The following is a 26,020-nucleotide window of genomic DNA, read 5'->3' as shown; positions in this document are numbered from 1 at the left end:
GGATTCCCCCTACGCCGCCCGGCGCAACTCCACCAGCTGACCGGCTTCGTTCAGCAACAGCGGCATCTGCTGCCCCCGGATGGCCTCAGCGGTGACGATACAGCGGCGGATCTGAGGGTGGGAAGGAATCTCATACATCACATCCAACAGGGTTCGCTCCAGGATCGAGCGCAAAGCCCGCGCGCCCGTCCCAAGACGCATCGCTTCCTCCGCGGCCGCCTCGATCGCATCCGGCGTGAAGATCAGCTCCACATGATCCAGAGCGAACAGCCTCTGGAACTGTTTCACCAGCGCATTGCGCGGCCTCGTCAGCACCGCTTTTAACGATTCCCGATCCAGCGGGTCCACCGGGATCACCACCGGCAGCCGCCCGACCAACTCGGGGATCAACCCGAACTTGATGAGATCCTCGGGAGCCACCTGCTGTAACAGCTCAGCCTCCGATAGCGAGACCCGACCCCGAACTCTGGCCTCGCCCGGGAACCCAATATGTCCCCGCAACCCCAGGCGCTCGGCGATGATCTTCGAGAGCCCCTCGAAGGCGCCGCCGCAGATGAAGAGGATATTAGTGGTATCGATCTGGATGAACTCCTGATGCGGGTGCTTGCGGCCGCCCTGAGGGGGGACGTTGGCAACTGTGCCCTCGATGATCTTCAACAGGGCCTGCTGCACGCCCTCGCCGGAGACGTCGCGGGTGATGGAGGGATTATCGCCGGATTTGCGGGCGATCTTGTCGATCTCATCGATATAGACAATGCCCTTCTCCGCTCGCTTCACATCGTAATCCGCTGCCTGGATCAGCCTGAGGAGGATGTTCTCCACATCCTCCCCTACATAACCAGCTTCCGTCAACGAAGTGGCGTCGGCAATGGCGAAGGGGACATCCAGAAAACGGGCCAAGGTGCGGGCCAGCAAGGTCTTGCCGCATCCGGTGGGGCCAATGAGCAGGATGTTGCTTTTCTCGATCTCCACATCCTCCCATCGTCCTCCACTGGCGATCCGCTTGTAGTGGTTGTAAACCGCCACAGAAAGGACCCGCTTGGCCCGGTCCTGGCCCACCACATACTGATCCAGATAGGCGTAGATCTCGCGCGGGGAAGGAAGGCGATGGGAGGAACCCGGGGAGGGGCCGGTCTCCTTGCCCTCTTCCCGGAGGAGGCGATAACTCGTCTCCACGCAGCCCTCACAGATGTAAACCCCCTCCGGGCCTGCGAGGAGCCGGCCCGTTTCCTCCGGATCCCGTCGGCAGAAGGAGCAACGGGGCGCTTCCCTGCGCGCGCGTTGCATCCCTCACTCCTTGCGGCCATCCGGAGTGGTGACCGCCTGGGTCGGCAGCGGTGGGAGCTCCTTGTGTGGCGGGGGCTTGAGCACCTCATCGATGATCCCGTATTTGACGGCCTCTTCCGCCGACATGTAGTAATCCCGGTCGAAATCATCGGCAATGCGCTCCACCGACTGGCCAGTATGACGGGCCAGCAGCTCAAAGATCAGGTTCTGCATGCGCATCAATTCTTTATACTGGATCTCCACATCTGGAGCATAGCCATGGGCACCGCCGCCGGCCGGATGCATATGGATCGTCGCATGCGGCAGGGCAAAGCGCCGGCCCTTCGTCCCCGCCGCCAGGAGCACAGTAGCCATGCTGGCAGTCCAACCCACAGCGATCGTGGAGATCGGCGCACGCACTTGCTGCATCGTATCATAGATCGCCAAGCCCGGATAGATCAACCCACCGGGCGAATTGATGTAAAGCCGGATCTCCTCCTCGGGGTCTTCCCGATCTAGATAGAGCAGCTGAGCAACCACCAGGTTGGCCACCTGATCCGTGATCGGCGTTCCCAGGAAGATAATCCGCTCCTTCAGGAGCAGCGAATAAATATCATAAACGCGCTCGCCGCGCCCCGTGTTCTCGATCACCATCGGAATTAGCATCTCCGGCCATCCCTCTCGGGCCATCACCAGCCTCCTTTCAGTTTCCCGCGCTGCATGGAACCCAAAGAGCTGCTCAACCATCCCCCCGGGCTCAGACCCACCAAGCGACCTGACCCGCCCCAATCCCATGGCCTATTGGGGGGCTCCCGAAGGGGAGGCCCCTTCCACCACAGGGGCTTCCGCTTCGCCTGTGGGCCTGGCTTCCGCCGTGACCTCCACGTCCCCCCGGACGATCTCCACCAGACGCTCCAGCGCTCGGCGGGCCAGAAGCCGGGATCGAATCGTCGCAGAGACCTGCGCCTCCAGGGGCTTCCAGGCCTCCTCCGAAGCTTGGAAGCGCTGGCGCAATACCTGGGCCTCCTGTTCCACCGCTTCTTCGGGGACAGAAAGCCCCTCCTCCCGGGCCAGCTGGTAGAGGACCAGCCCTCGGCGAATCCGATGCTCGGCCTGAGGGCGGAGCTCCTCCCGCAGCGCCTCCATCGTCTGATTCCGCTCTTTCAGATAGCTCTCCAGATCCTTCCCCCTCCGTCGGAGGGATCGTTCCAGATCCTCGAGCAGATCGTTAATCTCCTCCTCCAGCATCTGCGGAGGGAACTCCACCTCCGCCTGACCCACCAGCGCCTCCAGGGCGCGCTCGGCATACTCCGCATCGTATTGGCGGCGCTTGTGGGCCGCGAGATCCTGACGGATCTTCGCCTTCAATTCCTCCAGGGTTTCGAACTCGCCAATGGTCTGGGCCAGGGCATCATCAAGATCCGGCAGAACATACTGTGCGATCCCGGTGAGGACAACCTCCACCTGGAGAACATGGGACTCATCCCCTGGCCAGGGCAGCTCAAACTGCCGCCTCTCATTTAAGGCCATGCCCACGATCCGCTCCGCCAGCCCGGGCAGAGGAGGATCCTCCTGACCCAGCAGAAATGAGACCTCATCCTCCAGAACGATCTTTCCCTCTGTATCCCGCGCCTGCAAGGCCACCGTGACCATCATCCCCGGCTCCGCCACTCCCTCGGAGAGCGGCTCGATAATCGCGTGATCCCGGCGCAACCGCTCGAGGACCTCCACGACCTCTTCATCGGTTGGCTCCGGAGGTTCGTAGGGCAGGCGCATGGATCGATAATCCCCCAGCCGAACCTCCGGCTTCAAAGGGACGATCACGCGGAACGTCAGGGGCTCCGGATCGACCCGTTCCAGCTGGCCCGGCCCATAGGGATCCAGACCCAGCTGATCCAGAGCCTCCCGGTAGACTTCCCGGCCCAGGACCTCCACTGCCTCCTCAAAGATCACCTCACGACCGAAGGTCCGGACCACGATTTCATATGGAGCTTTGCCACGGCGGAAACCGGGGATGTCATACCGTTCGGCGAAGCGCCGGGCCACCTGGCGCATCGCCTTCTCCAGGCGCTCCGGGTCGACCTCAATGGTTAACGCCACCTGGCGCTGCGGAAGGGTCTCCGTTGTGATTCGCACCGATCATTCCCCCCAGAACCAGAATCGCCGGCCTCCCCGATCCCTGCCCGAAGCAACTCCTTCAAGCGATGGATCTTCTCTGCCCATCGCCGGAACCGGAGGCTTCCGAAGGGTTTTCCAGGCCAGAACCGGTCACGTGGAATTATAACGGGCTCATGGAGGCATCGCAACAAAAGGCGACCGTTTAAATAAAGGCCGCCTATTTTAAGCCCTATTGAGGGCCTCCCGCACGACATGAAGAACAGCGCCCCCGGCCACCAGCCGGTAAGCCTGCTCCATCCACGGCGCCATCACCGTATCCCCGGCCAGGAAAGGGATATGCTGACGGAGAACCCGGTAGGCGGCCTCCGTCCCCTTGCCCATGCGCAGGGAACGCCCGGCCTGTTGCCGGCGCAGATCGATGGCCTGGCCTGCGGCGAACCATTCGGCCGCCACCACCCGTTGCGCATTGCGCAGCACCAGCTCCGCGTGGCGCACCGCCGTGGCTCCCATGCTCACATGGTCCTCCGTGCCCGCCGAGGAAGGAATCGTGTCCACGCTGGCCGGATGGGCCAGCACCTTGTTCTCCGAAGCCAGGGCCGCTGCCGTATACTGCACCAGCATGAACCCGGAATGCAGGCCCGGCTCCAGGGTCAGAAAAGGCGGATAGCGGCCCTCGTTTTCCGCCGGATCCAGCAACCGGTTCAGCCGCCGCTCGGAGATGTTGGCCAGCTCCGCCAGCCCGATGGCCAGGTAGTCCATCGCCAGGGCGATCAGCTCCCCATGGAAGTTGCCGCCGGAAAGCACGGTCGGCTCCTCCTCTCCTTCCTCCCAGAAGATCAGCGGGTTGTCCGTAGCGCTGTTCAACTCGATTTCCAGGGCCCAACGGGCATACGCCACCACATCCCGCACGGCGCCATGCACCTGCGGCATACAGCGCAAGGAATAGGCGTCCTGTACCCGAGAGGGGTTTCGAGGATCGCTCAGCAATTCGCTCCCTTCCACCAGCTGCCGCAGGAAAGCCGCACAATCCATCTGCCGGGGATGCGGGCGCACGCGATGGAGGCGCTCGTCGAAGGGTATGGCGGATCCTTCCAGCGCCTCAAGGGTCATCGCCCCTACGATATCCGCAGTCTGCACAAGGACCTCCGCATCATAGGTGATCAGCGCGCCCAGCCCGGCCATGAAGGCTGTCCCGTTGATCAGCGCTAATCCCTCCTTGGCCTCCAGGCGCAACGGCTGCAATCCCACAGCGGATAGCGCATCCGCCCCTGGCATGCGATGGCCGTTCACCATCGCCTCTCCTAGCCCAATCATGGGCAACGCCATATGGGCCAACGGGGCCAGATCGCCACTCGCCCCGAGAGAACCTTGGGCGGGGACCACCGGGTGGACCCCTCGATTTAACATTTCCACCAGCAGCTGAAGGACTTCGGGGCGAACTCCAGAGTAGCCTCGAGCCAGGGTGTTCAAGCGGGCTACCATCATCGCTCGAACCTGCTCTTCGGAGAGCTCAGGGCCTACCCCCACCGCATGGCTCTGGAGCAGGTTGTTCTGAAGCTGAGATGCTTGCTCGGGGGAGATTCGAACGTTTCGCAGATGTCCGAACCCCGTGGTCACGCCATAAATCACGGCGCCCCGTTCGAGGAGCCGCTCCACGGCCTCCCGGCTGCGTCGGACCCGCGCCACGGCGCTTGGGGCCAGCGCCACCGGGCACCGCTCCCGGGCGACCGCAACCACATCCTCCAACGTCAAATGCTCACCATCCAATTCCAAAACGGACATCGTGCTCCGCCTCCTCAGATAGATCCTCTGTCTCTAAGTGTGTGATACGTCCGCCTTGACGGCAAAGTCTGGGGGAAGATCCCCCCGCCTCGACCAAAGCTGCCGCTGGCGATACGCGACGCTTGACCTCGGTGGTATAATCAAGGGTAAGAAACCGGACGGCGTCGGTGGATGGAACCGGGGGAGGCTCCGATGATTGAAGTGGTGATCGACAGCATCCGCGCCAGCCTGATGTCCCAGCACCGGGTGATCATCCTGCGGGAACGGGAGAGCGACCGCTACCTTCCGATCTGGATCGGTCCTTATGAGGCAGAGGCCATCAATATCGAACTGCAACAGATCGAAGTCGCCCGCCCCCTGACCCACGATTTGCTGAAGAACGTGATCACCGAAATGGGGGGGACCGTCCTCTACGTGGTGGTCAACGACCTCCGCAACGACACCTTTTACGCCCGTATTGTGATCCAGATGGATTCCCGGCGTCTGGAGATCGACTCCCGACCCAGCGACGCCATCGCCCTCGCAGTCCGGGCCAGGGTCCCCATCTACGTTGATGAAGATGTAATGGAACGGGCGGGAGTCAACCCGCGCGAAGAGGAAATCGAGAGCGAAAGCCTCGAAAGCCCCGAGGCCAAGCTTGAGGAATCCCCCTTCCGCGACTTGATTGAATCCCTCGACTTGGATGATCTGGGGGAAGCCGGGGAGGAATAAAATTCGCCATGCCGCCCGGATAGGGTCTGAAGAACCTTCATCCCCATATCCGGACGCGGCGGGCCTCCGCCTGAGGGCTTCGGGAATCGGTTGACCCCAGGGAAAAAGCCCGTGTTCTCCCCGTGGCGGGGAGGGCCCATTTCGAATCCGCAACCAGCCAGACCCTTCCCACTGGGAAAACGGGGTTCCCCCTCCTCGCTTCCCCACCCCTACCCTCCCCGCGCCGTCCAGGCTCAGCCCGACCCCATGAGCAAATCCATCCAGACTCCTGCCGGGCGAAGCGGTCATCTCCCCTTTAAGGCCATTGGCAGGGAGGCGGGGGCGGTGGCGACTGCCGAGATGATAATGGTATATTTCAGAGTGACGCCACCGCAGGCCTTCAGGCAGCCTGTGACCCCCACGGCCATCTGCTCCTGCCGATGGGGTCTCCGGTGCCCGGCGCATCATTAGCACGCAGCAGCGGGGTGCCGGGAACCAGCTGGCTGTCATCACCCTCGCCAGGCAACAGGAATGATCTTCCACGAAATCCTGGAAGGAGGCATCGCGGATGCCTGATCTCGAGCAAGGGGAACAGGTTCCCCTGGCGCCTCATAACCTGGAGGCGGAAGAGGCGGTCCTGGGCGCTGTGCTCCTGGATCCAGAGCTCATGCATACGCTGGCGACGATGTTGCGGCCGGAGGACTTCTTCCTGGAAAAACACCGCTGGATCTGGGAGGCTTATTTGGCCTTGCATGATCGCCGAGAGGCGATCGACCCGGTCACGGTGGCCGATGAGCTGGAGCGCCAGGGACGCCTCCAGGAAGCCGGTGGGCGAGGCTTCCTGATCGGCCTGGCCGCGCGGGTTCCCACCACGGTGCACGCGATGGACTACGCTCGCCTGGTGGAACGGGATTCGATCCGCCGACGTCTGCTGGAGGCCGCAGCCCAGATCGCCCGGATGGCCTATGAGGACGCCCACGGCGACGTGGATGAGTTGTTGGACCGGGCGGAAGCCGCCCTCTTCGCCGTGGCCCAGCGTCGCCTGATCCGCGATGTCCAATCCATTCGGGATCTCCTGCGAACCTATTACGAGCACATCGAGTATCTCTATGAACATCGTGGGGAGCCCCTGGGGATTCCCACCGGGTTCCGGGATCTGGATCGATTGCTGGGGGGCCTGCAGCGTTCGGATCTGGTGATCGTGGCCGCCCGGCCGGGAGTGGGCAAAACCTCCCTTCTGCTCTCCTTCGCCCTGAACGCCGCCAAACGTTACCGGCAACGGGTCGCCATCTTCTCCTTGGAGATGTCCGCTGAACAGGTCGTCCATCGCCTGGTGGCTCAGGAGACCGGGATCGAGGGGCAGCGCCTGCGCCTGGGAGAGCTACGGGAGGACGAGTGGCCGCGCTTTGTCCACGCCGTGAGCACGCTATCGGAGCTGCCCATCTGGATCGATGATACGCCGGCCATCTCCGCCATGCAGCTGCGGGCGAAAGCGCGCCGGCTTTACGCTGAGCACGGACTGGATATGCTAATTGTGGACTACCTGCAGCTGATGACCGCCGATATCCGGGCAGAGAACCGGGTGCAGGAGATCTCCTACATTTCCCGCGCGCTGAAGAGCCTGGCCCGGGAGCTCAACATCCCGGTGGTGGCGGCCTCCCAGCTCTCCCGCGCTGTCGAACAGCGCCACGATAAGCGCCCGATACTGGCGGATCTCCGCGAAAGCGGCAGCATTGAGCAGGATTCGGATGTGGTGATCTTCATCTACCGGGATGAGATTTATAATCCGGATACGGACCGCAAGAACATCGCGGAGATCATTGTGGCTAAACACCGGAACGGCCCGCTGGGGACCATTGAGCTGTATTTCCGGCCCTCCCAGGCCCAGTTCATCGATCTGCATAAGCAGGAGATCCGGCTGTGAAGACTCGGAGGGAACAGAAACCGTTCTCCGGCTTTCCCTCGGGCAGGGCCCGCATGGTGCCGATCCCAGAAGTCTTCTTCACGGAATTGCTCCCCCAGATCGAGCACCCAGGGGAACTGCGGGTCACGCTGGTCTGCTTCTACCACCTGGCTCGCCGGAGCGGGCCCCTGCGCTACGTCCGGCGATCGGAACTGGAAACGGATCCCGCCCTCACAAGCGCGCTCTCCGCCGCTGAGATCCGGGAGAGCCTGAACCAGGCAGTGGCTCGAGGGACGCTCCTGCACGTCCGCCTGGAGGAGGACGGGCGGACCGATGATCTGTATTTCCTCAACACCCCCAGGGGGCGCATGGCTTACGAAGCCATCCGCCGGGGGGATCGTCCTTCCAGCCTGGATCTGGGGGAGTCAGCAGTGCTGGTGGCTGATCGCCTCAATCTCTTCGCGCTTTATGAGCAGAATATCGGGCTGCTGACCCCGTTGATCGCACAGGAGCTGGAAGAAGCCGCGAAGACCTACCCGGCAGAATGGATCGAGGAAGCTATCCGGATCGCGGTCTCCCACAATGTCCGCCGCTGGTCCTATGTCCGCCGGATCCTGGAGCGATGGGCCGCGGAAGGTCGAGATACTGGAGGGATGGATGAAACACATCGGCGACGTGTTGTCGAGTCATGGAAAAGGCTCCGGCGTTGAGGGAAAGCCACAGAAGTCCCAGGGGGAGGAGGGGACACGCCACGAACCCTCCCCTCCTGTTTCGAGGACCTCCACCCTCGTATCGTCAGCTCCTGGAGCGACCCGCGCGGAAGCGGGGGCTATCCCCCCCGCTGAGACAGGCCCGGAGGCCTGTCCCTACTGCGGGGGGCTGGGATATGTCTCTTACGATGTGCCCCCCGGCCATCCGTTGTTCGGTCGAGCGGTGCCCTGCGCGTGTCAGGCGGAGCGGCAGGCGGCGGAGCTCCGCCAGCGGATCCGCTCCGCTGGTCCCCTGCGGGTGCTCCAGGACAAGCGCTTTGAGACCTTCCTCCCCGATGGGCTGGGGCTGCCTCCGGACCAGGCTCGAAGCGTCCGACGGGCCTGGGAACGGGCGCGAGCCTTTGCAGAACACCCCGAGGGTTGGCTGGTGCTGCGCGGGGGAACTGGATGCGGCAAAACCCACCTGGCCGCGGCCATCGCCCATCGCCTCCTGGAACGAGGGGTGCCCGCCCTCTTCATCCATGTGCCGGATCTCCTGGACGAGCTGCGAGCGACTTTCCATCCAGAATCCGAAAGCTCCTATGAGAAGCGGTTCTGGGAGCTGCGGGAAGCCCCTGTGCTGATCCTGGATGACCTGGGCGCTCAGCAAAGCACGCCCTGGGCTCAGGAGAAGCTGTTCCAACTTCTGGACTGGCGCTACAACGCTCGTCTCCCGACCGTGATCACAACCAACCTTTCTATGGAAGCCTTCGAGCCCCGCCTGCGCTCTCGGCTTCAGGATCCCCGCTTAGTGGAGGTCATCGCGATCCTGGCCCCGGATTTCCGGCGGGGCACGCCCTCCACGGGGCCGGATCTGAATCTTCTTCCACTGCTCCGGGGAATGACCTTCGAAACCTTCCGCGATCGACCGGAACTCTCTCCCCGCGAGCGGGATAATTTGCGGGAAGCCGTCCGGATCGCCCGGGCGTACGCCGAGGACCCCCATGGCTGGCTGGTCCTGGCCGGCCCCTATGGCTCCGGCAAGACCCATCTGGCCGCTGCCATCGCCCACGTCATCGCCGCTCGGGGGATCCATGCCCTTTTCGTGGGGGTGCCGGATCTTCTGGACTGGCTGCGGGCCGCTTTCCACCCGAAAAGCGATCAGCCCTACGACCAGCGCTTTGACGAGGTGAAACTGGCGCCGTTCCTGGTGCTGGATGATCTGGGAACCGAGAGCGCCACCCCATGGGCGCGGGAGAAACTGTATCAGCTCCTGAACTATCGCTATCTGGCAGGCGCGCCCACGGTGATCACCACAGCGACTCCGCTGGAACATCTGGACGCGCGGATCGCCGCGCGACTGAGCGATGAGACGCGGGTGACTGTGATCACCCTGGATCTCCCCCCCTACCGCACCCCTCTCCGGGGTCGCGCGCCCCGCCGTGCGGGACGGGAGTCATGAGTATCTTCTTGAAGCCACCTCAGTGAGGAGGGGGGAAGTAGCGGTGGACCTGGCTGCCCCCTATCCCCTAGAACCCCACCCATACGGGGAGCCATGGATAGCATCTCGCAAGCCGGTTTAAAATAGGAGAGACGCAATGGATCCCTTGAGGACGCTTGAGGATGCAGGGCGCACCGAAGGGGCCCCATACTGCTCTCAAAGAGGGTGGAGAAAAGGGCGACGAGGCTAGGCGGGTTGCCTTCAGCGGCCCATCCGGCCTCCACCCCCTCCATCGTTGGCTACTCCCACTCCACCAGGAGGTTAGGCCGAATGACACTTGCACGTCCGAGAACGCACCTTTCCCCGGGCGGATCTCCCCCGTGGAAATGGATTCTTGGGTTGGGCGCTGTGGTGATCCTGGCCTTGCTCGGAGTGGGTCTGTGGCGGGCTCAGTCCACCCAGGCGGCCTGTGAAACCGCCACGGCCCAGCAGCCTTTCCGGAGCCCCATCTTCCAGCTCGCCCCCACAGATCCCGCTCAGCGCGTGCGGGTGGCCGTTTGGCCGCTGACGGAGCCGGACGCTCCGTTGCGGGAAGCGTTGACCCGCCTGCCGCCAACTCTGAAGCCGGCCGCGCCGTATTACCGGCTGCGCTTCTGCGGCGAGGTCCGCACGCCACTGCGCCTGACGGTGTATATCCCGGATGGTCTCGAGCCGTGGACGATCGCGGATCTATGGGGCTGGACTGGGCAGGGGTGGACATGGCTGGGCGGGGAGCGAGAGGAATCCCAGGGGCTTCTGAGCGGCGAAACTCGCGCCATCCCCCAGTATGTTCTTGTCACGGCCGCTCAGATTCCCGTTCCTGCCTTCGGAGCGATTCAGGAAGCGGGGATCGCCCCAGATGCCCGGATCCTGGAGGTTGTGAACGAGGTGAGCGTGGCGGGATTCACCCTGGGCCTGGGCGGCCGCCTGATGGGAGATGGAAAGGCCCTTCCACCGCCGGATCCCCAGGGGCGCTATGTCACGTGGCTGCTGGTGCGGAACTACCTCCCGGGCGGAGCGCCTAACACGGCAGCTCTCGCCGCCCTGCTGACGGATCCCGCTGTCTATCAGGCGCATATTGCGGAAATCCTGAACATCCTCCAGGCCCACAACTATAACGGCGTCCTGATCGATTATCGGGGCCTCACGGCGGATCAGCAGCACGCTTTCATGGACTTCCTCCGCCGGCTCGGCCAGGCCCTCCATGAACAGGGAAAGGTGCTGGCCGTCGCGGCTCCCCTCCCCCTGCCCGGGGAGCGAGGGCATTTCCTCACTGGTGGCTACGATTGGAAGCAACTAGGCCGCCTCGCGGATGTCCTCTACGTGGAAGCCCCGGATGACCCCATCGCCTATGTCCCGGGCGGGCTGGTCGAGCAAGGCTTGCGATGGCTGATCGGCCAGGTGAACCGTTACCAGCTGCAACTGGTGGGGCCGGGCCTGGCCGTGGATCTGGGTCCTTCGGGCGCGCGGTTCGTTTCCTTTGACGAAGCGCTCGCCCATCTGGGCCGTCTGGAGCCCGCCGGGCCGCTGACCCTCACCGCGGGCATCACCCTCACCCTCGCTCCCGTCACCACCGCTCAGGATCTTCAGTTCCTGGCCGAGGCAGGGGTGTATCGGTATCAATACATCGACGAAGCGGGGCAGCCCCACACGGTCTGGATGCCTACCACCGGCCTTCTCGATCGCCAACTGTCCCTCCTCCAGACGTATCGGCTCCGGGGGCTGACCTTGCGGGGGCTGCTGGGCGGAGGCACCGCGCCGGGCACTATAGAGGCCCTGCAAGCCTATCGCCAGAGCGGCCAGGCTCCGGGTCTCTCAGCGATGGAATGGGTCTGGCGGATCACCGGACCGGACGGCCAGGTGGTGGCCGAGATCACCCGCCCCCTGGCCGATGGACGCGCGGAATGGTCCCCGCCCCAGGAGACGACAGGCCCCTTCCATATCGCATTGATCCTGCGGGCAGGCCCCAACGAGAAGGCGCAGGGGGAGGCCACCGGCATGGTCGCGACCGGGACCCCCGTGCCCACCCCGACCCCGACCCGCACGCCAGGGCCTAGCCCTACACCGGGTCCCACCCCGACGCCTCGCCCCACCAGCACACCGCGTCCTCGCCCCATCGGCGGCGGCTTTGAGCTGGGCGGCCATGTGGACAGCTTCTCCCGGCCGGATCTCATGCGCTATGCCGGCATGACCTGGATCAAACGCCAGGTCCGCTGGTCCCCGGGCCAGGATCCGAGTAGCGTCGCCGGGCTGATCCAGCAGGCCCACGCCAATGGCTTTAAGATCCTCCTGGGGATTGTCGGCTTCCCCGAACAGATGGGAGCCCCCAATCCGGGTTACTTCGACGCCTTCGCCCAGTTCCTAGGTGGCGTAGCCGCCCTGGGAGCCGACGGGATCGAAGTCTGGAATGAGCAGAACATCGACCGGGAGTGGCCGACCGGCCACATCGATCCCGTGAGCTACACCGATATGCTGCGGCGAGCTTACAGCGCCATCAAGAGCCGCAACCCGGGGACCATGGTGATCAGCGGGGCGCCGGCTCCGACCGGCGCGGAGGGCGCTTTCGGCTCCCATCGGGTGTGGAACGATGATCGGTATGTGGCGGGGATGGCGGCCGCGGGCGCGGCGAATTACGCCGACTGCATCGGCATCCACTACAACGAGGGAATCGTCCCGCCAGATTGGACCAGCGGAGATCCCCGGGATAATTACTACACCCGTTACTTCTGGGGAATGGTGAACACATACTGGAACGCCTTCGGAGGCGCTCGACGTTTATGCTTCACCGAGCTGGGCTATCTCTCGGATGATGGATATCCGCCTCTGGAAGCCGTAGCGCCTTCCTTCGCCTGGGCGAAGAACGTAACGGTTCAGCAACAGGCGGAATGGCTGGCCCGGGCTGCGCAGCTATCGGCTCAAAGCGGGAAGGTACGATTGATGATCATCTGGAATGTGGACTTCAAGAACTACGGGGCGGATCCCATGGCTGGCTACGCGATCATCCGACCGGACGGCTCCTGCCCCGCCTGTGAGACGCTGCATCAGGTGATGGGAGGGCGTTAAACCGTTCCACGCCGCCGGGCATGGCGGAGGCACGAACGGAGCCTGCCACCGGCATGGCTTGCGCGCATAGAGCTTCGGGGTCGTGGGCGGGCGGCCCAGCCGCTCTTCCCACGGCCCCAGCCTCTTGATCCTTACAGCCCGAGGAGGACTCGCGGTTGAATCGAGCGATCCGTCGCTGGATCCTACAACTGGCCGTCATCCTGATCACTCTGGAGATGGGCATCCTGGGTTTTGCGCTCTGGCGCTCCACCATGCCTCAGCCGGAGACCTCTCCCACCCCTTCTGCCCCTCCTACAGCCTCTCGCCGCCCATCACCGACTTCACGCTCTAACCCTGAGCCTTTTCTCATCGGAGTTCAGGTGCACGGATATGTGGGAGATCCACGGGATACCCTTCGCGTGGTCCGTCAGGTGGGATTCCCATGGGTGAAACAGCAGGTCCTCTGGTCGATGCACGAGCCGGAGCCCGGCCGCTATGATTGGGGCATCCTGGAGGGATTTCTGATCGTCGCCGAGCGGGAGCGCGTGAACGTTGTGCTCAGCGTAGTCACGGCTCCAGAGTGGAGCCGTCGGGAAGGCGGGATCCACGGACCGCCGGACCGGCCGGAGGATCTCGCCCGCTTTCTCCGGACACTGATCCGCCGGCATCACGGGCGAATCCACGCCATCGAGGTCTGGAACGAACAGAACCTGCGACGGGAATGGCAAACCTCCCGGGGATTACGCCCAGAGGATTATGTGGAGCTGCTCCGGGCTGCCTACACAGCGATTAAGGCTGAGGACCCCGGGATTATGGTGATCAGCGGGGCGCTTTCCCCCACCGGGATCGACGACGGGGTGAATGGGGTGGATGATTTTCGCTACCTGCAGGGCATGATGCAGGCGGGTTTTTTGAACTACGCGGATTGCGTGGGGGTTCACCACAACGGTTACAACATTGGTCCGGATGTGTTGGCGGAAGAGGCCCCGCTCCTGCCGAAAGCCCGGACCGCCCGGTTTCGAGGCCCTTTTGACAACCCCCATCATAGCTGGAGTTTCAAGTCGACCCTTTGGGGCTATCGAGAGATCATTGGGAACGCAAAGCCGCTGTGCGTCACAGAGTTCGGATGGGCATCCGCAGAAGAATATGGAACCACACCGCCGGGGTTTGAATTCGCCCTGGATAATTCCCTGGAGGAACAGGCTCGCTGGATCGTGGAAGGGTTTGAGCGGATGCGCACCTGGGGATTTGTTCGAATGGCGATCCTATGGAACCTGGATTTTGGGCCAAAGGGATTCGGACCGAAACAGGACGATAATGTGCTCTATAGCATTCTGGACACACGCGGGGTTCCACGTCCCGCCTTCAGCGCCCTCCAGGCTTACCTCGCTGAGCTTCGCACCGGGAATCAGTAAAGCCTACGCGTTAAAATTAATTAGGAGACACTTGAATAGGTCCGTGGAAGCTTGAGGGGGTCTACAAGGCGCCAGAAGCGTCTTACCAGCCTCCTAACAGCTTCTTCAAGGCCCCTGAGCGAAGGAGCAATTCGCAAAAAGAGAGGAGGATCTGGATGCCATCCGTGAAGACCTTAATAGATCATCTGAAGGATGAGGGGACCCCGCTTGCGATCGCCCGCCTCTACTGGCTCTCCGATTTAAGCGATGAGGAGTTCGCCCGAGTTGCCCAGGCCTGGCTGACGCTATCGCCATCCCGGCGTCGGGCGATCATAAGCCACCTGGTGGATATCAGCGAAGAGAACACAGAAGTGGATTTCGGGCGTGTCTTCCGCATGGCCTTGAGCGATCCGGATCCGGAAGTGCGAGCGATGGCTATCGATGGGCTATGGTATGAGGATCATGATCTTCATCTCATGCGCCGATTTTTCGAGCTCTTTGAACAAGATCCTGCACCGGAGGTCCGCGCCCGCGCCGCTATCGGCCTGGGGCGTTACTTTTATAACGCCTGCATTATGGAACAAATCCCGCTCTCCGCTGTGCAGCCAGCCATTGAGGCGCTACGTCAGGCCTTCTATAACCCAGAAGAGCCCCTGGAAGTGCGACGACGTGCCCTGGAGGCGCTGGGGAACACCCTGGAGCCCGACCTCCCGCAGATGATTGAACGGGCCTATATGGATCCAGATGAACGGATGAGGATCAGCGCAGTCTTTGCGATGGGTCGAACCGGCGAGGCCCGATGGACACCTTATGTGATGGAAGCACTGCGCAGCCCCAGCCCGGCCGTGCGCTATGAAGCGGTAGTCGCAGCGGGCGAGATCGGGATCCGGCAGGCTGTTCCCCTTCTGGAGCGATTGATTCAGGAGGGGGATGCAGAGATCCAAGAAGCGGCGATCTGGGCGCTGGGGGAGATCGGAGGCCCGCGGGCTCGCGAGATCCTGACGGGGATCGCCCAGGGTGAGGATGAGGATTTGGCCATGCTGGCCGAGGAGGCCCTCGAAGAGCTGGAGCTGCTGGAGGGCGGAGAGACCCTCATGCCCCTCCTGGAGCTGGATCTGGAGGCCGAAGAGGAGGAAGCGGAAGACTGGCTGATGGAGTGGGAGAGGGAACATCTGGGCCTGGAGGAGTTAGAAGGAGAGGAAGAGAAGGAAGATCCCGATCAGGAAGACCGAGATCACGAGCAGCGCAATCGGCGCTGACCATAGGGGGATTGGCCAGTGAGCCTTCGCCTCGTCGCCGAGATCTTTTTTCATGATCTGATGCCAGTCCTCCTGGTGATCGCGGCAGGCTGGCTGGCAGGGCGGTGGCTGAAGATCCCCCCGCATCCCTTGGCGCGTGTTTCCTTCTACATTCTCAACCCTGCTCTGGTGTATATCTCCCTCATCCGTTCCGATATTACCGGGTTGGAGCTGGTGCGTTTCCTGGGGTTCTCGATCTCCATCCCCCTCCTCGCTGGCGGTCTGGGGCTTCTACTCAGCCTTGCCCTGAGGCTCTCCCCATCGGAGCGGACGGCCCTGATGCTGACGGCGATGTTTGTCAACGCTGGGAGCTATGGGTTGGGAGTGATCCAGCGCGCCTTCGGCGAAGCCGCCCTGGCCCGGGCTGTGCTTTATTTCATGACCAACAATATCCTATTGAACACGCTTGGGGTACTGATGGCTGTGCACACCGGTGGCCGAACGGGATGGAGATCCGTGCTGATCCTTCCCAGCTTCTACGCCGCGTTGCTGGCCGCCATGGCGCGCCTCAGTGGATGGATGCTCCCAGAGCCCGTGAAAGCCGGGATTGCCCTCCTCAGCCAGGGTGCGATCCCCGTCCTCCTGCTTGTGCTTGGCCTGGAGCTGGCCCATATTCAGCTGGAGGATCGGTGGATTTTAATGGGTCTGGGAGCCTTCCTGCGTCTAATGGGAATTCCGCTGATGGCCATCTCCCTGGCTACTGTCTGGGGGCTGGAGGGCCCAGCTCGACAGGCCGGGCTGTTGGAGAGCGCCATGCCCGCCGCCATCTCCAGCGTGGTCATGGCGGCGGAATTCGGGGTTTACCCCCGCACCATCGCCGGGATTATTTTCCTGTCCACCCTGCTCAGCCCGCTCACCCTCAGCCTGTGGATCGCCTGGCTGCGGGGATGAGCGCAATCCGTTCCCTTCCAGGGGGCTTTCCGGATTGGCCCGCCTCCCGGATGAGAGCCGATGCGATTCCGAAACCATGCTGATAAAGATGATCGTGAGCGTTCCGGATTTTCCCAGAAAGTTCGGGTTTTCTGCATCTGGGTTCCTAGGATGGATCGCGATGGGGCTTCTGGGGCTGCTAGCGATCGCTCCCTCCCTCGAGGTTCCGGGCCTGCTTCCAGCCCGCGTGGAGCTGGATTACACCTTCGGTCAGCGCATGCAGTTTATCCTGGAGCTCGAAAACCCTCTCCCCATTATGGAAGCCATTCTTTACTACACCCTCCCTGACACCGAACTCCCCCAGCGGGTACGTGTGGTTCCGGGATCCCAGATTCCGTCTCGAATCACCTATGAGCGGGATCTCCGCCGGGACCCTCTGCCGCCTTTTGTGCCGCTCACATTCTGGTGGGAAGTTCAAGATCGCGAGGGGCACTGGTGGTCTACAGAGCGGCGGACGGTTCGATATCTGGATAACCGGGTGGCCTGGCGCACGATCTCCTCAGGTCCTCTCCATCTTTACTGGCATGCGGGGGATCCCGGGCTGGCCCGGGCGGTGCTGGAGCTGGCCCGTCAGAGCCTGGATCGAATCAGCGAGCCCCTGGGCTATCGAACATCGGAGCCCATCGAGCTGTTCTGGTATACCGATCGCGAACTGGCCCAGGCGGCGTTTCGCCTGGCAGGGCTGGAGATCGGGGGGGAGGCTCGCCCTCGCTGGCGAGCCGTGATCCTGATCGCCTCCGCAGACGGAGCTGGTCTGGAAATCCTCCGCCGCCTGATTCCCCATGAACTCACCCATGTGATCCTGGACGATCTATCCGGGGGGCAGCCCCTGCCCGCGTGGCTGGATGAAGGCTGGGCGTTGCTGAACGAAGGCTGGCCGGATCCCGCCCTGCTACAGGCTCTCCAGGAGCCTCGCCTGGAGGGCGTCTCACTGGCGAGCTTATGTGGGGATTTCCCCTCCGATCCTTTGCGAGCCTCCCAGGCTTACGCCCTTTCCTGGGCAACGGTTCGCTATATCCGTGATCAGGAGGGCTTCGGAGGCCTCCGGCGGTTGCTGGAGGCCTACGTGGGAGGGGTCTCCTGCGAGAACGGAGTGCGCCGGGTCCTGGGGCGCTCTCTGGCCCGCCTGGAGGATGAGGCGGAAGCCGCCCTGCAACCCCAACCGCTCTGGCAGCCCCTGACGGAGCGCCTTGGGCCGTGGCTTCTTCTGTTCCTCTTGCTCAGCTTGGGCCCCGTTTTCCTTTCCCTCAGCCAGCGCGAGGAAGCCCCATCCCACCGGGCTCGCCATCTGACCAGAGCAGGAGGCTTTCGGGAATGGGAAGGCCGCTGAAGACAGCCCTCCCCCCTTGGATGTTCCTGGGTTAACCTCCTTCCTAAAATCGCCTCTCTAAAAATCCCTTCTGGCGCCGCCATCGCCAGAGGGCCCGGCGGGTGCTGGCGAAAACCAGTGGGGACGGAAGACCATCGGGGGGGAAGAAACCGGCCTCCAGCGCGTCATCCCCGGGCTGAAGGGAACCCCCGATGGGGCTCCCCTGATATACGATGAGGACCGCGGGACCCCGCGGATCCATAGACACAGCGAAGACATCCAGCAGGCCGCAGATACGGATGAGGAGCCCGGTCTCCTCACGGCATTCCCGAATCGCGGCCGCCACCGGCCCCTCATCGATCTCCACAAACCCAGCGGGAAGCGCCCATCCCCCCTTCCCCGGATCATAGCGCCGCCGCACCAGCAGGACCTTCCCATCCTGTTCCACCAGCACGCCGACAGCGACCTTTGGATCATAGAAAACGACATACCCGCAGGCCGGACAAAACGGACGCTCCCGGCCGAACAGGAACCGATGCGTCAGGCGGGCACCACAACGAGGGCAGAAGAGAAAGGACTCGGAACCCATTCCCAGATTTTTCACCCCGAGCGCGGGGATGATCCGTTCGTATGGGCCACCGCAGTTACCGGAACAGGTAGGAAATATTACTCAAACCGCAACACGGGACCCTCCAGGCACAGCACCACGCCCTCCCGCTCGCATGAACCGCACAGCCCGATGCCGCACCGCATGAAGGCCTCATAGCTAAGTTGCGCCGGGATACCGAACGCAGCAGCCAGTGCTCGGAGCCCCTCCAGCATCCCCTCAGGTCCGCACCCGTAAAGGGCATCATAGGAGCCCGAGCGCAGCACACGAGCCGCCACCTCCGGAGCCCGCCCGGGCTCCCCGGCGGAGCCGTCTTCCGTAGCCACCACCACCGATGCGCCCAGAGCCCGAAAACGATCCCTATAGAGCACATCCTCGGCGCGCCGGGCGGCCGTCAGGGCAGTCACCTGGATCCCCCGCGCGATGGCCTCACGGGCCAGGAAAGCCAATGGGGCGACTCCGTATCCTCCACCGACCAGGAGGATCCGCCGGCCCTCGATCGTGAACCCACAGCCCAGCGGACCTCGGATCCATAACTGGTCGCCGGGATGCAGGGCATGCAGGGCGGTGGAAAACGGGCCTACCCGGGCCACCGTCAGGGTCACCGGATCGGCGTCCGCCAGGCTGAATGGCTTTTCCTCATAGCCGGGAAGCCACACCATCACGAACTGACCCGGTTGAGCTTCGATGCGCGTCTCCAGAATCAGCGTGCGCACCCGCGGGCTCTCCTGAAGGATCCGCATCACCCGGATCGCTCGAGGACGCCCCCCTGCCCACCCGACGCAGCAACTCGACTGGGAAAGGATCTCCCTCGCCATGCCAGAGGCCTTTACCCGGTTTGCCTTGGGATCATCGGGTCAGATCTTGCGTTTTCGCAAGACACTTCCTTTGAAAGCCCCATCATGAGGGGCGAAGGATCGCCGGCGCGGCAGCCACCTGTTCGGCCAGGGAGCGGATCGCCGCGATCCGCTCCGCGATCTCCGCCCGGCCTTCCTCCCGCATCCGGTCCTCCATTTGTTGCAACCACTGCTGAAACTGCGGCGTCAACATCCGGCGATTTCGCTCCAGAATCTGCCGGCGGTGCTCCTCCGAGCGGGCGTTCAGCAGAGCATTCAGCAGCCGGAGCTCCGGCGGCAGCGTCTGCTGGAGGATCGCCATAGCGATCTGGCCCAGCAGGTTCAACGCCTGAGCCAGCTGGGTATCGCCTGCCTCCAGAGCCGCTTCCACATTCATCTGAAGGACATCGAAGAACACGTCATCGATCTCCGCAATGCGTTGGATCAGGCGCTCCTGCAACTCCCGCTCCGAGGGAGCGCTCAGGAGCTCCCGGATCAGACGCGCCCGTTCCTCGTAAACCCGCCGGATCTCCTGGTCGACCGCTTCCCGGGCTTCCAAAATCTCCCGACGCAGAGCGATCAGGCGCTCGGCTTCTTCCTGCCGGCCGGCCGCCTCCGCCTCCTCAATCCGACGGGTCAGATTCTGGAAGAACCGATAATCCAGGAAGGGACGGCCCAGCGCCACCAGCGTCTGACGGGTCTCGGGATCCGGAGCTTCCAGAAGAGCCTCCAGCAAGGCCTCCGCGCTGGGGGCATGGGTGAACTTCTCAATGATCTGTGTCCGGGAACGAAGGGTCCGCCCGTAAGGCGTCAACTCAAGCAGACGGTCTCGAATCGCCATGATCCGGGCGAACTCCTCCGCCGATCCCTCCTCCTGAACGGTCGCCAGCGCTTCATGGAAGAGCCGGAAGAACTCCGCATCGATTTTCTCCGCGTTCTCCCGGATCAACTCCTCTGCATCCTCTATGCGCCGGGCGTTCAGGATCCGTTGCAGGAGGAGCGTCCGCTCCTTCATCGCCTTCAGATCTTCATCTGTGTAGCCATCGGCCCGCAGGATCGCCTCCAGGAGGCTCTGGATGGTGAAGAACTCTTTCGGTTGAAGGAGATAGGCTTTGCGCTTCTCCCGGGGGAGCTGCCGCAGGATCATATCCATGAGCTGCCCGACAATCCGCTGGCGATCCACCTCCTTCAGATCCGCTTGGATCGGGATGAACACGAGGGCAAGCTCCTTCTCCGGGTCGTGATAAAGGAAAGGCGCCGCGAAACTCACCCGGTTTCCGCACCGAGGGCAGATAAAGACATTCAGACGACCGGTGAGAAGCAGCCGCTTCAGATGGGGCTCTTCGGAAACGTCGATGACCTGGCGAACCTGCACCTGAACGGGTTGGCCGCAGAAGGGACAACGAATGGTCATGGGAGTGGGTGGAAAGGGCATGCCATTCCTCCTGATCCGAATAAATAGTCGAGTTAATTTTAACGCAACCCGCCCCCGCCTAGACCCCAGCAAATGGAGCGCTCCGAAAGGAGAATCGGGGAATGGGAGGCATACACCCGGGGCCCTCCGGCGCCCCGACCAGCCTCCGGCGACCTCACCCCAGGATCCCCAGAGCGGTGGGGGCTATGATCTCATGCACCACAAACCCGTGAGGAATGACACTACCCATGGGCGCCCAAGGAGGCTTACCCTCAAAGCGGATCATATGGGTCCACAATGTCTGAATTTTGCAGGAGGGGCGATGGAGATCAGCCGGCGGGCCGATTACGCGATGCGGGTGATTCTGGATCTGGCGATGCTCCCGCCGGGGATGCGCGCCCGGGCCCGGGATATCGCCCGGCGACAAGCGATCCCTTATGCGTTTTTGCAGAAGATCATCCGGGATCTCTGCACAGCAGGTTTCATTGAGGCCAGGCGGGGCCGGCGGGGTGGGGTGCGGCTGGCCCGACCAGCGGAATCCATCACCCTGTTGGAAGTCCTAGAGGCCATGGAAGGTCCCATCCGCCTGAACCGCTGCTCCCGGGAACCCCACCTCTGCCCCCGCTGGAGCTTCTGCGCCATCCACCCCATCTGGGCCCAGGCGCAGGCCTATCTGGAGCAGCTTCTGGGCTCCACGACGTTCGCCCAGGTGGCGGAGCGAGGACGCCAGATCCGAGCGATGCCATCCCGTAACGGGGCTAACGGCGCCACCGTCCCATCTCTTCCAGAGGCTCTCACGGCTAACAACCTGGAGATCCGATGAGTGCCGCCCGTTCCAGGATCCCGGGGAAGGAGGTGAAGGATGCACGAGATGTTCCAGCCCCGAGCGGCCTTGCTCCTGTTCCTTGGCATGATTGTGTTGTTTGCGGCCATGTGGTTCGGCCTGTATCTCACCATCCTGCTTCCTCGAGGGATGACGGCGTTCTGAACCCTCGGTGTGTCGCACCACCGCCATCAGGAGGTTCCACATGGTGAAAGATCCCTTCGAACGGACAGCGATCTTTGGGGCTGGTTTCTTGATGACCGCTTTCTTTGCCGCCATTGTCATCAGCGCCTTCGGCCTGGGGATCCGCGTCCCCACCTGTGTCACCGACATCCCCCCCTTCGATCAGCCCGCTGTAGTGGAAGCCGCCCCGGGCCAGTATGTGGTGAACGTGGTCGCTCAGATGTGGGCGTTCAACCCTCGTGAGATCCGAATCCCCGCCGGCTCCATCGTAACCTTCAACCTCACCAGCAAAGATGTCCAGCATGGCTTCAAGATCCTCAACACCAACGTCAACCTGATGGCCATACCGGGCGTGGTGAATCGGGCCCAGGCCCGATTCGATCAACCCGGGGAATATCTGATTGTCTGCCATGAGTATTGCGGGCTGGGTCATCACGCCATGTCAGCGAAGGTGATCGTCGAGCCGCGGACAGCGAAGGGGCCCTCTCTCCCAACGCCCCGGACGATGGCCTCGGCCCTGGCATGCTGGGCCCGTTAAGATACCCACACGGGGGTGCGCCATGGGGTTGAAGGCAAAGGACATCATGACCACCGAGGTCGTGACCATTGAGCCATCGGCCACGGTGGCCGAGGCGGTGGCGCTGATGAAGGAGAAGGGCCTACGGGCCCTCATCGTCGAGCGGGCCAATGAGGAGGACGCTTACGGCATCGTCACAGAGACCGACATCGTTTATAAGGTAATCGCCCAGGGCCTGAGCCCGCAGTCGGTATTGGTGCGGGAGATCATGACCAAGCCGTGCATTGTGGTGAACCCGGATCTCTCTGTGGAGAACGTGGCCCGTCTCTTCGCCCTGGCCAGGATCCGACGCGCGCCGGTGATCCGGGAGCGGCTGCTGGGGGTGATCTCGGTGACCGATATCCTCCGTAAAGCTCTGTAAGCAGGGCGCCCCGGGTCAGCGAGGGGATGTCAACGAAAGCCGGGGTGGGCAGGTCGGGAAGCAGCGCGGGCTGCTTCCCCAGCGACAGGATCTCGGAAAAGCCATCGGGCGGATCCGATCACCAGCCTCTATGGGGAGGTCACCATGGGAGCCCTCACGATGTTTGAGAGCGAGAAACGATTGATCCGCTGGCACCTTTACATCGCTTATATCGCCATCGCGGTCGGCATCTTCTTCGGCCTGCTTCAGGCCCTGAGCCGGGCGAAGCTGTTACCACCCCTGCCCTGGTATGATTACTATCAGGGCCTGACGTTCCACGGTGTGCTGAACGCCCTGGTGTGGACCACCTTCAACATCGTGGCCCTACTCGCCGTGGCCGTGCGGGCTTCCCTGGGGCGGCCTCTTTACAGCCTAGCCCTGGGGTGGACCGGCTTCGGGTTGATGAGCGTGGGGGTTGCCGCCGCCGGCTACGCCATCCTCACCCGTCAGGCGAACGTCCTCTACACGTTCTACCCGCCCCTGATGGCCCACCCGGCCTTCTACCTGGGTGCCACCATGCTCATCGTGGGCTCCTGGGTCAGCGGGGCCAACCTGATCCTCACCTATATCGCCTGGCGGCGGGAGAACCCAGGGCAACGCACGCCACTGATGACCTTCGGCTCCATCGTCACTTTCACCCTGTGGTATATCGCCACTCTGGGAGTGGCGATCGAGGTCCTTTTCCTGTTGCTCCCATGGTCCCTGGGCCTGGTCAAGCAGACCAACCCGATACTGGCCCGCACCCTGTTCTGGTATTTCGGACATCCCCTGGTTTACTTCTGGCTCCTGCCGGCCTACGTGGCGTGGTATACCATGGTCCCCCGGCTGGCGGGCGGCAAGCTGTATAGCGACCCCATGGCCCGGCTAGCCTTCCTTATGCTACTGATCTTCTCCACCCCTATCGGCCTGCACCACCAGTACACGGATCCCGCCATCGGCCAGGAATGGAAGCTGCTGCACGCTTTCGGAACGTTCCTGGTGGCCATCCCCAGTTTGTTGACCGCGTTCAACCTGATGGCCTCCCTGGAGCATGCCGGACGGCAGCGGGGCGGACAGGGATGGATCGACTGGATCTTCCGGCTTCCGTGGGGTGAGCCAGCCTTCGCCGGCGCCGCCCTTTCGATGATCGCTTTCGTCTTCGGCGGGATCAGCGGGATCGTCAACGCCTCCTACAACGTCAACCTGGTGGTCCACAACACCTCCTGGGTCCCCGGCCACCTGCACCTCACCGTGGGCACCGCAGTGACCCTGACCTTCATGGCCATGGCCACCTGGATGGTCCCCTATCTAACCGGCCGAGCCCTGTGGAGCCGGAAGGTGGCCCTGGCGAATATGTACCTGTGGTTCATCGGCGTGATGATCTTTGCGGTGGGAATGATGCGCGGCGGGCTGGAAGGGGAACCCCGACGGACGAATCTGGGATTCTCGCCCTATCTGTTGCCGGAGTGGAGGCCCTTCCTGATCATGGCGGCAGTGGGTGGGACTCTGATGTTCATCGCCGGCATGCTGTTCCTGCTGAACATGGCGATGACCCTATGGTTCTCCCGACAACCAGCTCGGGTGGAGGTGCCGATCGCCGAGGCTCTGCATACGGCTGTGGACGCACCTATTGCCTTCGAGCGCTGGCGGGTGTGGCTGGCCGTAGCTGCCGTCCTGATTGTGATCGCTTATACGCCAGTGTTCATCCAGGTGCTGCAGACTTCACCCTTCTCCGCTTACGGCTTCCTGCCTTCCAATCCAGCGCCGATCCGGTAGAATCCAGGTGATACGGAAAGCAGGGGAAATAGAATGCCACGCTGGTTCTGGTGGGGAATAGGCATCGGCCTGCTCTTTGTCGCCGCTGCAGGGGCGGTGAAGATCGCCCTGGACGTCCGGGCGGAATCCCTTCCGGTCTACATGACCATCCCGGACTGGCCGTTCACAGATCAGGAGGGCCGCACCTTCTGGCTGGGCCAGACACGGGGCAAGGTGGTGGTCCTGGGGATGATCTACACCCATTGCCCGGATGTCTGCCCTCTAATCACCGCCCGAATGCGGGAGATCCAGGAACAGGTGGCCGTAGAGGGCCTGTCGGATCAGGTTTTCTTCGTCACCATCACCTTTGATCCAGAGCGGGATACGCCAGAGGTCCTGCGCCGCTACGCTCAGGCTCGCAAGGTGGATTTCACAAACTGGGCTTTCCTCACCGGCGATCCCTCCACCATCCGCCATCTGACGGAGATCCTGGGGATCTACACGGAGCGGGTGTATATCATCAACGGCACGCCTGCCGCGGAGGCGCCACAAGCCTCGGGCGGCGCCGTGACTTATTTCATCAACCACACCGATCGCATCTTCTTAGTGGACCGCCAGGGGCGGGTGCGGGCGCTCCTGCCAGGCAGCCGGACTGAACTCAAGGATGCGATGGGGAAGATCCGTCGGCTGGTGCGAGAACGCTCCGTCTCGTGATTGGCCTCTCCTCATGGGATGATCCGGAGACCCATTTCGGAAGGAATCAACCATGTCAAAGATCGTTCGTTCAACTAGGATCTTGCTTGCTCTTCTCGTCGCTGCATGTGCCGCTCCGGCAGCCACCAACCCGAAGATTCACATTCAGGACGCCTGGGCTCGCCCCGGAGCCATGGGCATGGGGATGGAGCATGGGATGAGCCATGGAGGGGAGAGCACCAGCGCTGTCTATTTCGTGGTGGTGAACGATGGTGACCAGCCCGATGCGCTGATCGGCGCTGTTTCCGACGTGGCCGAAAAGGTGGAGCTTCACGAAACGCGCATGGAAGGGGATGTGGCAAAGATGCAGCCGGTCCCCCGCGTAGAGATTCCGGCCCGGGGGCGGGTGGAGTTTAAGCCCCGCGGCCTGCATGTTATGTTGATCGGCCTGAAGCGGGAGCTCCAGGTAGGGGACACCTTCACCCTTACGCTTCGTTTTGAGAAAAGCGGAGAGATCCCCATAACAGTGACGGTGAGGGAGATGAACCCATAATGAACCGGTGGCTGCCTTGGATTCTCATGCTCTCTTCGCTCCTGATGGGAGCCAGCGCGTGTGGAGGCGGCGCGCCTGCATCCCGCTCCCCCAGCGCAGGAGAGGCCGCACCGGTCGCTCTGAAGGGGAACGCAGAGCGGGGGAAAGAGCTGTTTTTGGGCACGTGCGCCTCGTGCCACGGGCCGGACGCCAAAGGATTGCCCGGCCTGGGGAAGGATCTGACCACAAGTGCCTTCGTGCGGCAGCAGACCGACGCTCAGCTGCTGGAGTTCATCAAGAGGGGACGGCCGGCGACGGAT

23 protein-coding genes and 1 pseudogene are annotated in these 26,020 nt (G+C 63.0%); 17 read left to right on the top strand and 7 right to left on the bottom strand.

The window, feature by feature from the left end; all coding sequences use genetic code 11:
• Positions 1-9: 9 nt before the first annotated feature.
• The 4 genes from clpX to hutH form a co-directional block, all read right to left on the bottom strand.
• Positions 10-1,287, bottom strand: a complete 1,278-nt coding sequence (gene clpX, locus ACFMO3_RS03510) for an ATP-dependent Clp protease ATP-binding subunit ClpX (RefSeq protein ID WP_376789052.1) — start codon at positions 1,285-1,287, stop codon at positions 10-12.
• Positions 1,288-1,290: 3 nt separating this feature from the next.
• Positions 1,291-1,956 carry a ClpP family protease gene (locus ACFMO3_RS03505; RefSeq protein ID WP_376789051.1) on the bottom strand — a complete coding sequence of 222 codons (666 nt, stop codon included), beginning with the start codon at positions 1,954-1,956 and terminating at the stop codon, positions 1,291-1,293.
• Between the two features lie 108 nt (positions 1,957-2,064).
• Entirely contained in the window at positions 2,065-3,402 is a 1,338-nt protein-coding gene (tig, locus tag ACFMO3_RS03500) for a trigger factor (protein WP_376789050.1), read from the bottom strand.
• A gap of 204 nt (positions 3,403-3,606) precedes the next feature.
• Entirely contained in the window at positions 3,607-5,166 is a 1,560-nt protein-coding gene (hutH, locus tag ACFMO3_RS03495) for a histidine ammonia-lyase (RefSeq protein ID WP_376789049.1), read from the bottom strand.
• A gap of 192 nt (positions 5,167-5,358) precedes the next feature.
• Here hutH and ACFMO3_RS03490 point away from each other — a divergent pair, with 192 nt between their 5' ends.
• The 9 genes from ACFMO3_RS03490 to ACFMO3_RS03450 all read left to right on the top strand — a co-directional run bounded on the left by ACFMO3_RS03490 (position 5,359) and on the right by ACFMO3_RS03450 (position 17,922).
• Positions 5,359-5,877, top strand: a complete 519-nt coding sequence (locus ACFMO3_RS03490; protein ID WP_322802098.1) for a bifunctional nuclease family protein — start codon at positions 5,359-5,361, stop codon at positions 5,875-5,877.
• Positions 5,878-6,424: 547 nt separating this feature from the next.
• On the top strand, positions 6,425-7,780 hold the full coding sequence (dnaB, locus tag ACFMO3_RS03485) for a replicative DNA helicase (RefSeq protein ID WP_376789048.1): 1,356 nt from the start codon (positions 6,425-6,427) through the stop codon (positions 7,778-7,780).
• A gap of 53 nt (positions 7,781-7,833) precedes the next feature.
• A complete protein-coding gene (locus ACFMO3_RS03480) occupies positions 7,834-8,469 on the top strand; it encodes a DnaD domain-containing protein (RefSeq protein ID WP_376789047.1) in 636 nt (211 codons plus the stop codon).
• Positions 8,417-9,910, top strand: a complete 1,494-nt coding sequence (locus ACFMO3_RS03475; protein ID WP_376789046.1) for an ATP-binding protein — start codon at positions 8,417-8,419, stop codon at positions 9,908-9,910. The genes ACFMO3_RS03480 and ACFMO3_RS03475 overlap by 53 nt, the downstream gene beginning before the upstream one ends.
• A gap of 309 nt (positions 9,911-10,219) precedes the next feature.
• Positions 10,220-12,991: a hypothetical protein gene (locus ACFMO3_RS03470; RefSeq protein WP_376789045.1), complete on the top strand. Its 2,772-nt coding sequence runs from the start codon at positions 10,220-10,222 to the stop codon at positions 12,989-12,991.
• Positions 12,992-13,146: 155 nt separating this feature from the next.
• A complete protein-coding gene (locus tag ACFMO3_RS03465) occupies positions 13,147-14,385 on the top strand; it encodes a beta-galactosidase (protein WP_376789044.1) in 1,239 nt (412 codons plus the stop codon).
• Between the two features lie 155 nt (positions 14,386-14,540).
• Positions 14,541-15,623 (top strand): HEAT repeat domain-containing protein, encoded by a 1,083-nt coding sequence (locus ACFMO3_RS03460; protein ID WP_376789043.1) that lies wholly within the window; start codon positions 14,541-14,543, stop codon positions 15,621-15,623.
• An 18-nt stretch (positions 15,624-15,641) separates the two neighbouring features.
• Positions 15,642-16,553, top strand: a complete 912-nt coding sequence (locus ACFMO3_RS03455; protein ID WP_376789042.1) for an AEC family transporter — start codon at positions 15,642-15,644, stop codon at positions 16,551-16,553.
• A 160-nt stretch (positions 16,554-16,713) separates the two neighbouring features.
• Positions 16,714-17,922 carry a peptidase MA family metallohydrolase gene (locus ACFMO3_RS03450; protein ID WP_376789041.1) on the top strand — a complete coding sequence of 403 codons (1,209 nt, stop codon included), beginning with the start codon at positions 16,714-16,716 and terminating at the stop codon, positions 17,920-17,922.
• 43 nt (positions 17,923-17,965) lie between these two features.
• Here ACFMO3_RS03450 and ACFMO3_RS03445 read toward each other — a convergent pair whose 3' ends face one another.
• The 3 genes from ACFMO3_RS03445 to ACFMO3_RS03435 form a co-directional block, all read right to left on the bottom strand.
• On the bottom strand, positions 17,966-18,490 hold the full coding sequence (locus ACFMO3_RS03445) for an NUDIX domain-containing protein (protein ID WP_376789040.1): 525 nt from the start codon (positions 18,488-18,490) through the stop codon (positions 17,966-17,968).
• 77 nt (positions 18,491-18,567) lie between these two features.
• On the bottom strand, positions 18,568-19,326 hold the full coding sequence (locus ACFMO3_RS03440) for a dihydroorotate dehydrogenase electron transfer subunit (protein ID WP_376789039.1): 759 nt from the start codon (positions 19,324-19,326) through the stop codon (positions 18,568-18,570).
• A gap of 82 nt (positions 19,327-19,408) precedes the next feature.
• The gene (locus ACFMO3_RS03435) at positions 19,409-20,779 is read right to left on the bottom strand and encodes a CpXC domain-containing protein (protein WP_376789038.1); all 1,371 of its coding nucleotides are present in this window, start codon (positions 20,777-20,779) and stop codon (positions 19,409-19,411) included.
• Between the two features lie 301 nt (positions 20,780-21,080).
• On the opposite strand from ACFMO3_RS03435, the gene ACFMO3_RS03430 reads away from it, so the two are divergent.
• From ACFMO3_RS03430 to ACFMO3_RS03395, 8 genes and pseudogenes are all read left to right on the top strand, one after another.
• The gene (locus ACFMO3_RS03430; RefSeq protein ID WP_376789037.1) at positions 21,081-21,581 is read left to right on the top strand and encodes an RrF2 family transcriptional regulator; all 501 of its coding nucleotides are present in this window, start codon (positions 21,081-21,083) and stop codon (positions 21,579-21,581) included.
• Positions 21,582-21,620: 39 nt separating this feature from the next.
• Entirely contained in the window at positions 21,621-21,746 is a 126-nt protein-coding gene (locus tag ACFMO3_RS03425) for a hypothetical protein (protein ID WP_376789036.1), read from the top strand.
• Positions 21,747-21,786: 40 nt separating this feature from the next.
• Positions 21,787-22,302, top strand: a complete 516-nt coding sequence (locus tag ACFMO3_RS03420; protein WP_376789035.1) for a cytochrome c oxidase subunit II — start codon at positions 21,787-21,789, stop codon at positions 22,300-22,302.
• A gap of 22 nt (positions 22,303-22,324) precedes the next feature.
• A pseudogene (locus ACFMO3_RS03415) lies at positions 22,325-22,696 on the top strand (CBS domain-containing protein); the annotation flags it as partial.
• A 150-nt stretch (positions 22,697-22,846) separates the two neighbouring features.
• Complete coding sequence (locus ACFMO3_RS03410) at positions 22,847-24,496, top strand: b(o/a)3-type cytochrome-c oxidase subunit 1 (RefSeq protein WP_376789034.1); 1,650 nt, start codon at positions 22,847-22,849, stop codon at positions 24,494-24,496.
• A 33-nt stretch (positions 24,497-24,529) separates the two neighbouring features.
• Positions 24,530-25,189, top strand: a complete 660-nt coding sequence (locus ACFMO3_RS03405) for an SCO family protein (protein WP_376789033.1) — start codon at positions 24,530-24,532, stop codon at positions 25,187-25,189.
• 178 nt (positions 25,190-25,367) lie between these two features.
• Positions 25,368-25,721: a copper chaperone PCu(A)C gene (locus ACFMO3_RS03400; RefSeq protein WP_376789032.1), complete on the top strand. Its 354-nt coding sequence runs from the start codon at positions 25,368-25,370 to the stop codon at positions 25,719-25,721.
• Positions 25,721-26,020 (top strand): c-type cytochrome (locus ACFMO3_RS03395; RefSeq protein ID WP_376789031.1); only part of this gene is annotated, 300 nt, incomplete at its 3' end. The genes ACFMO3_RS03400 and ACFMO3_RS03395, both read left to right, overlap by 1 nt.

Source organism: Thermoflexus sp. (assembly GCF_042408815.1).
GTDB lineage: Bacteria > Chloroflexota > Anaerolineae > Thermoflexales > Thermoflexaceae > Thermoflexus.
The sequence above is the reverse complement of the archived record's forward strand: the minus strand, read 5'-3'. Positions and strand labels throughout refer to the sequence as shown.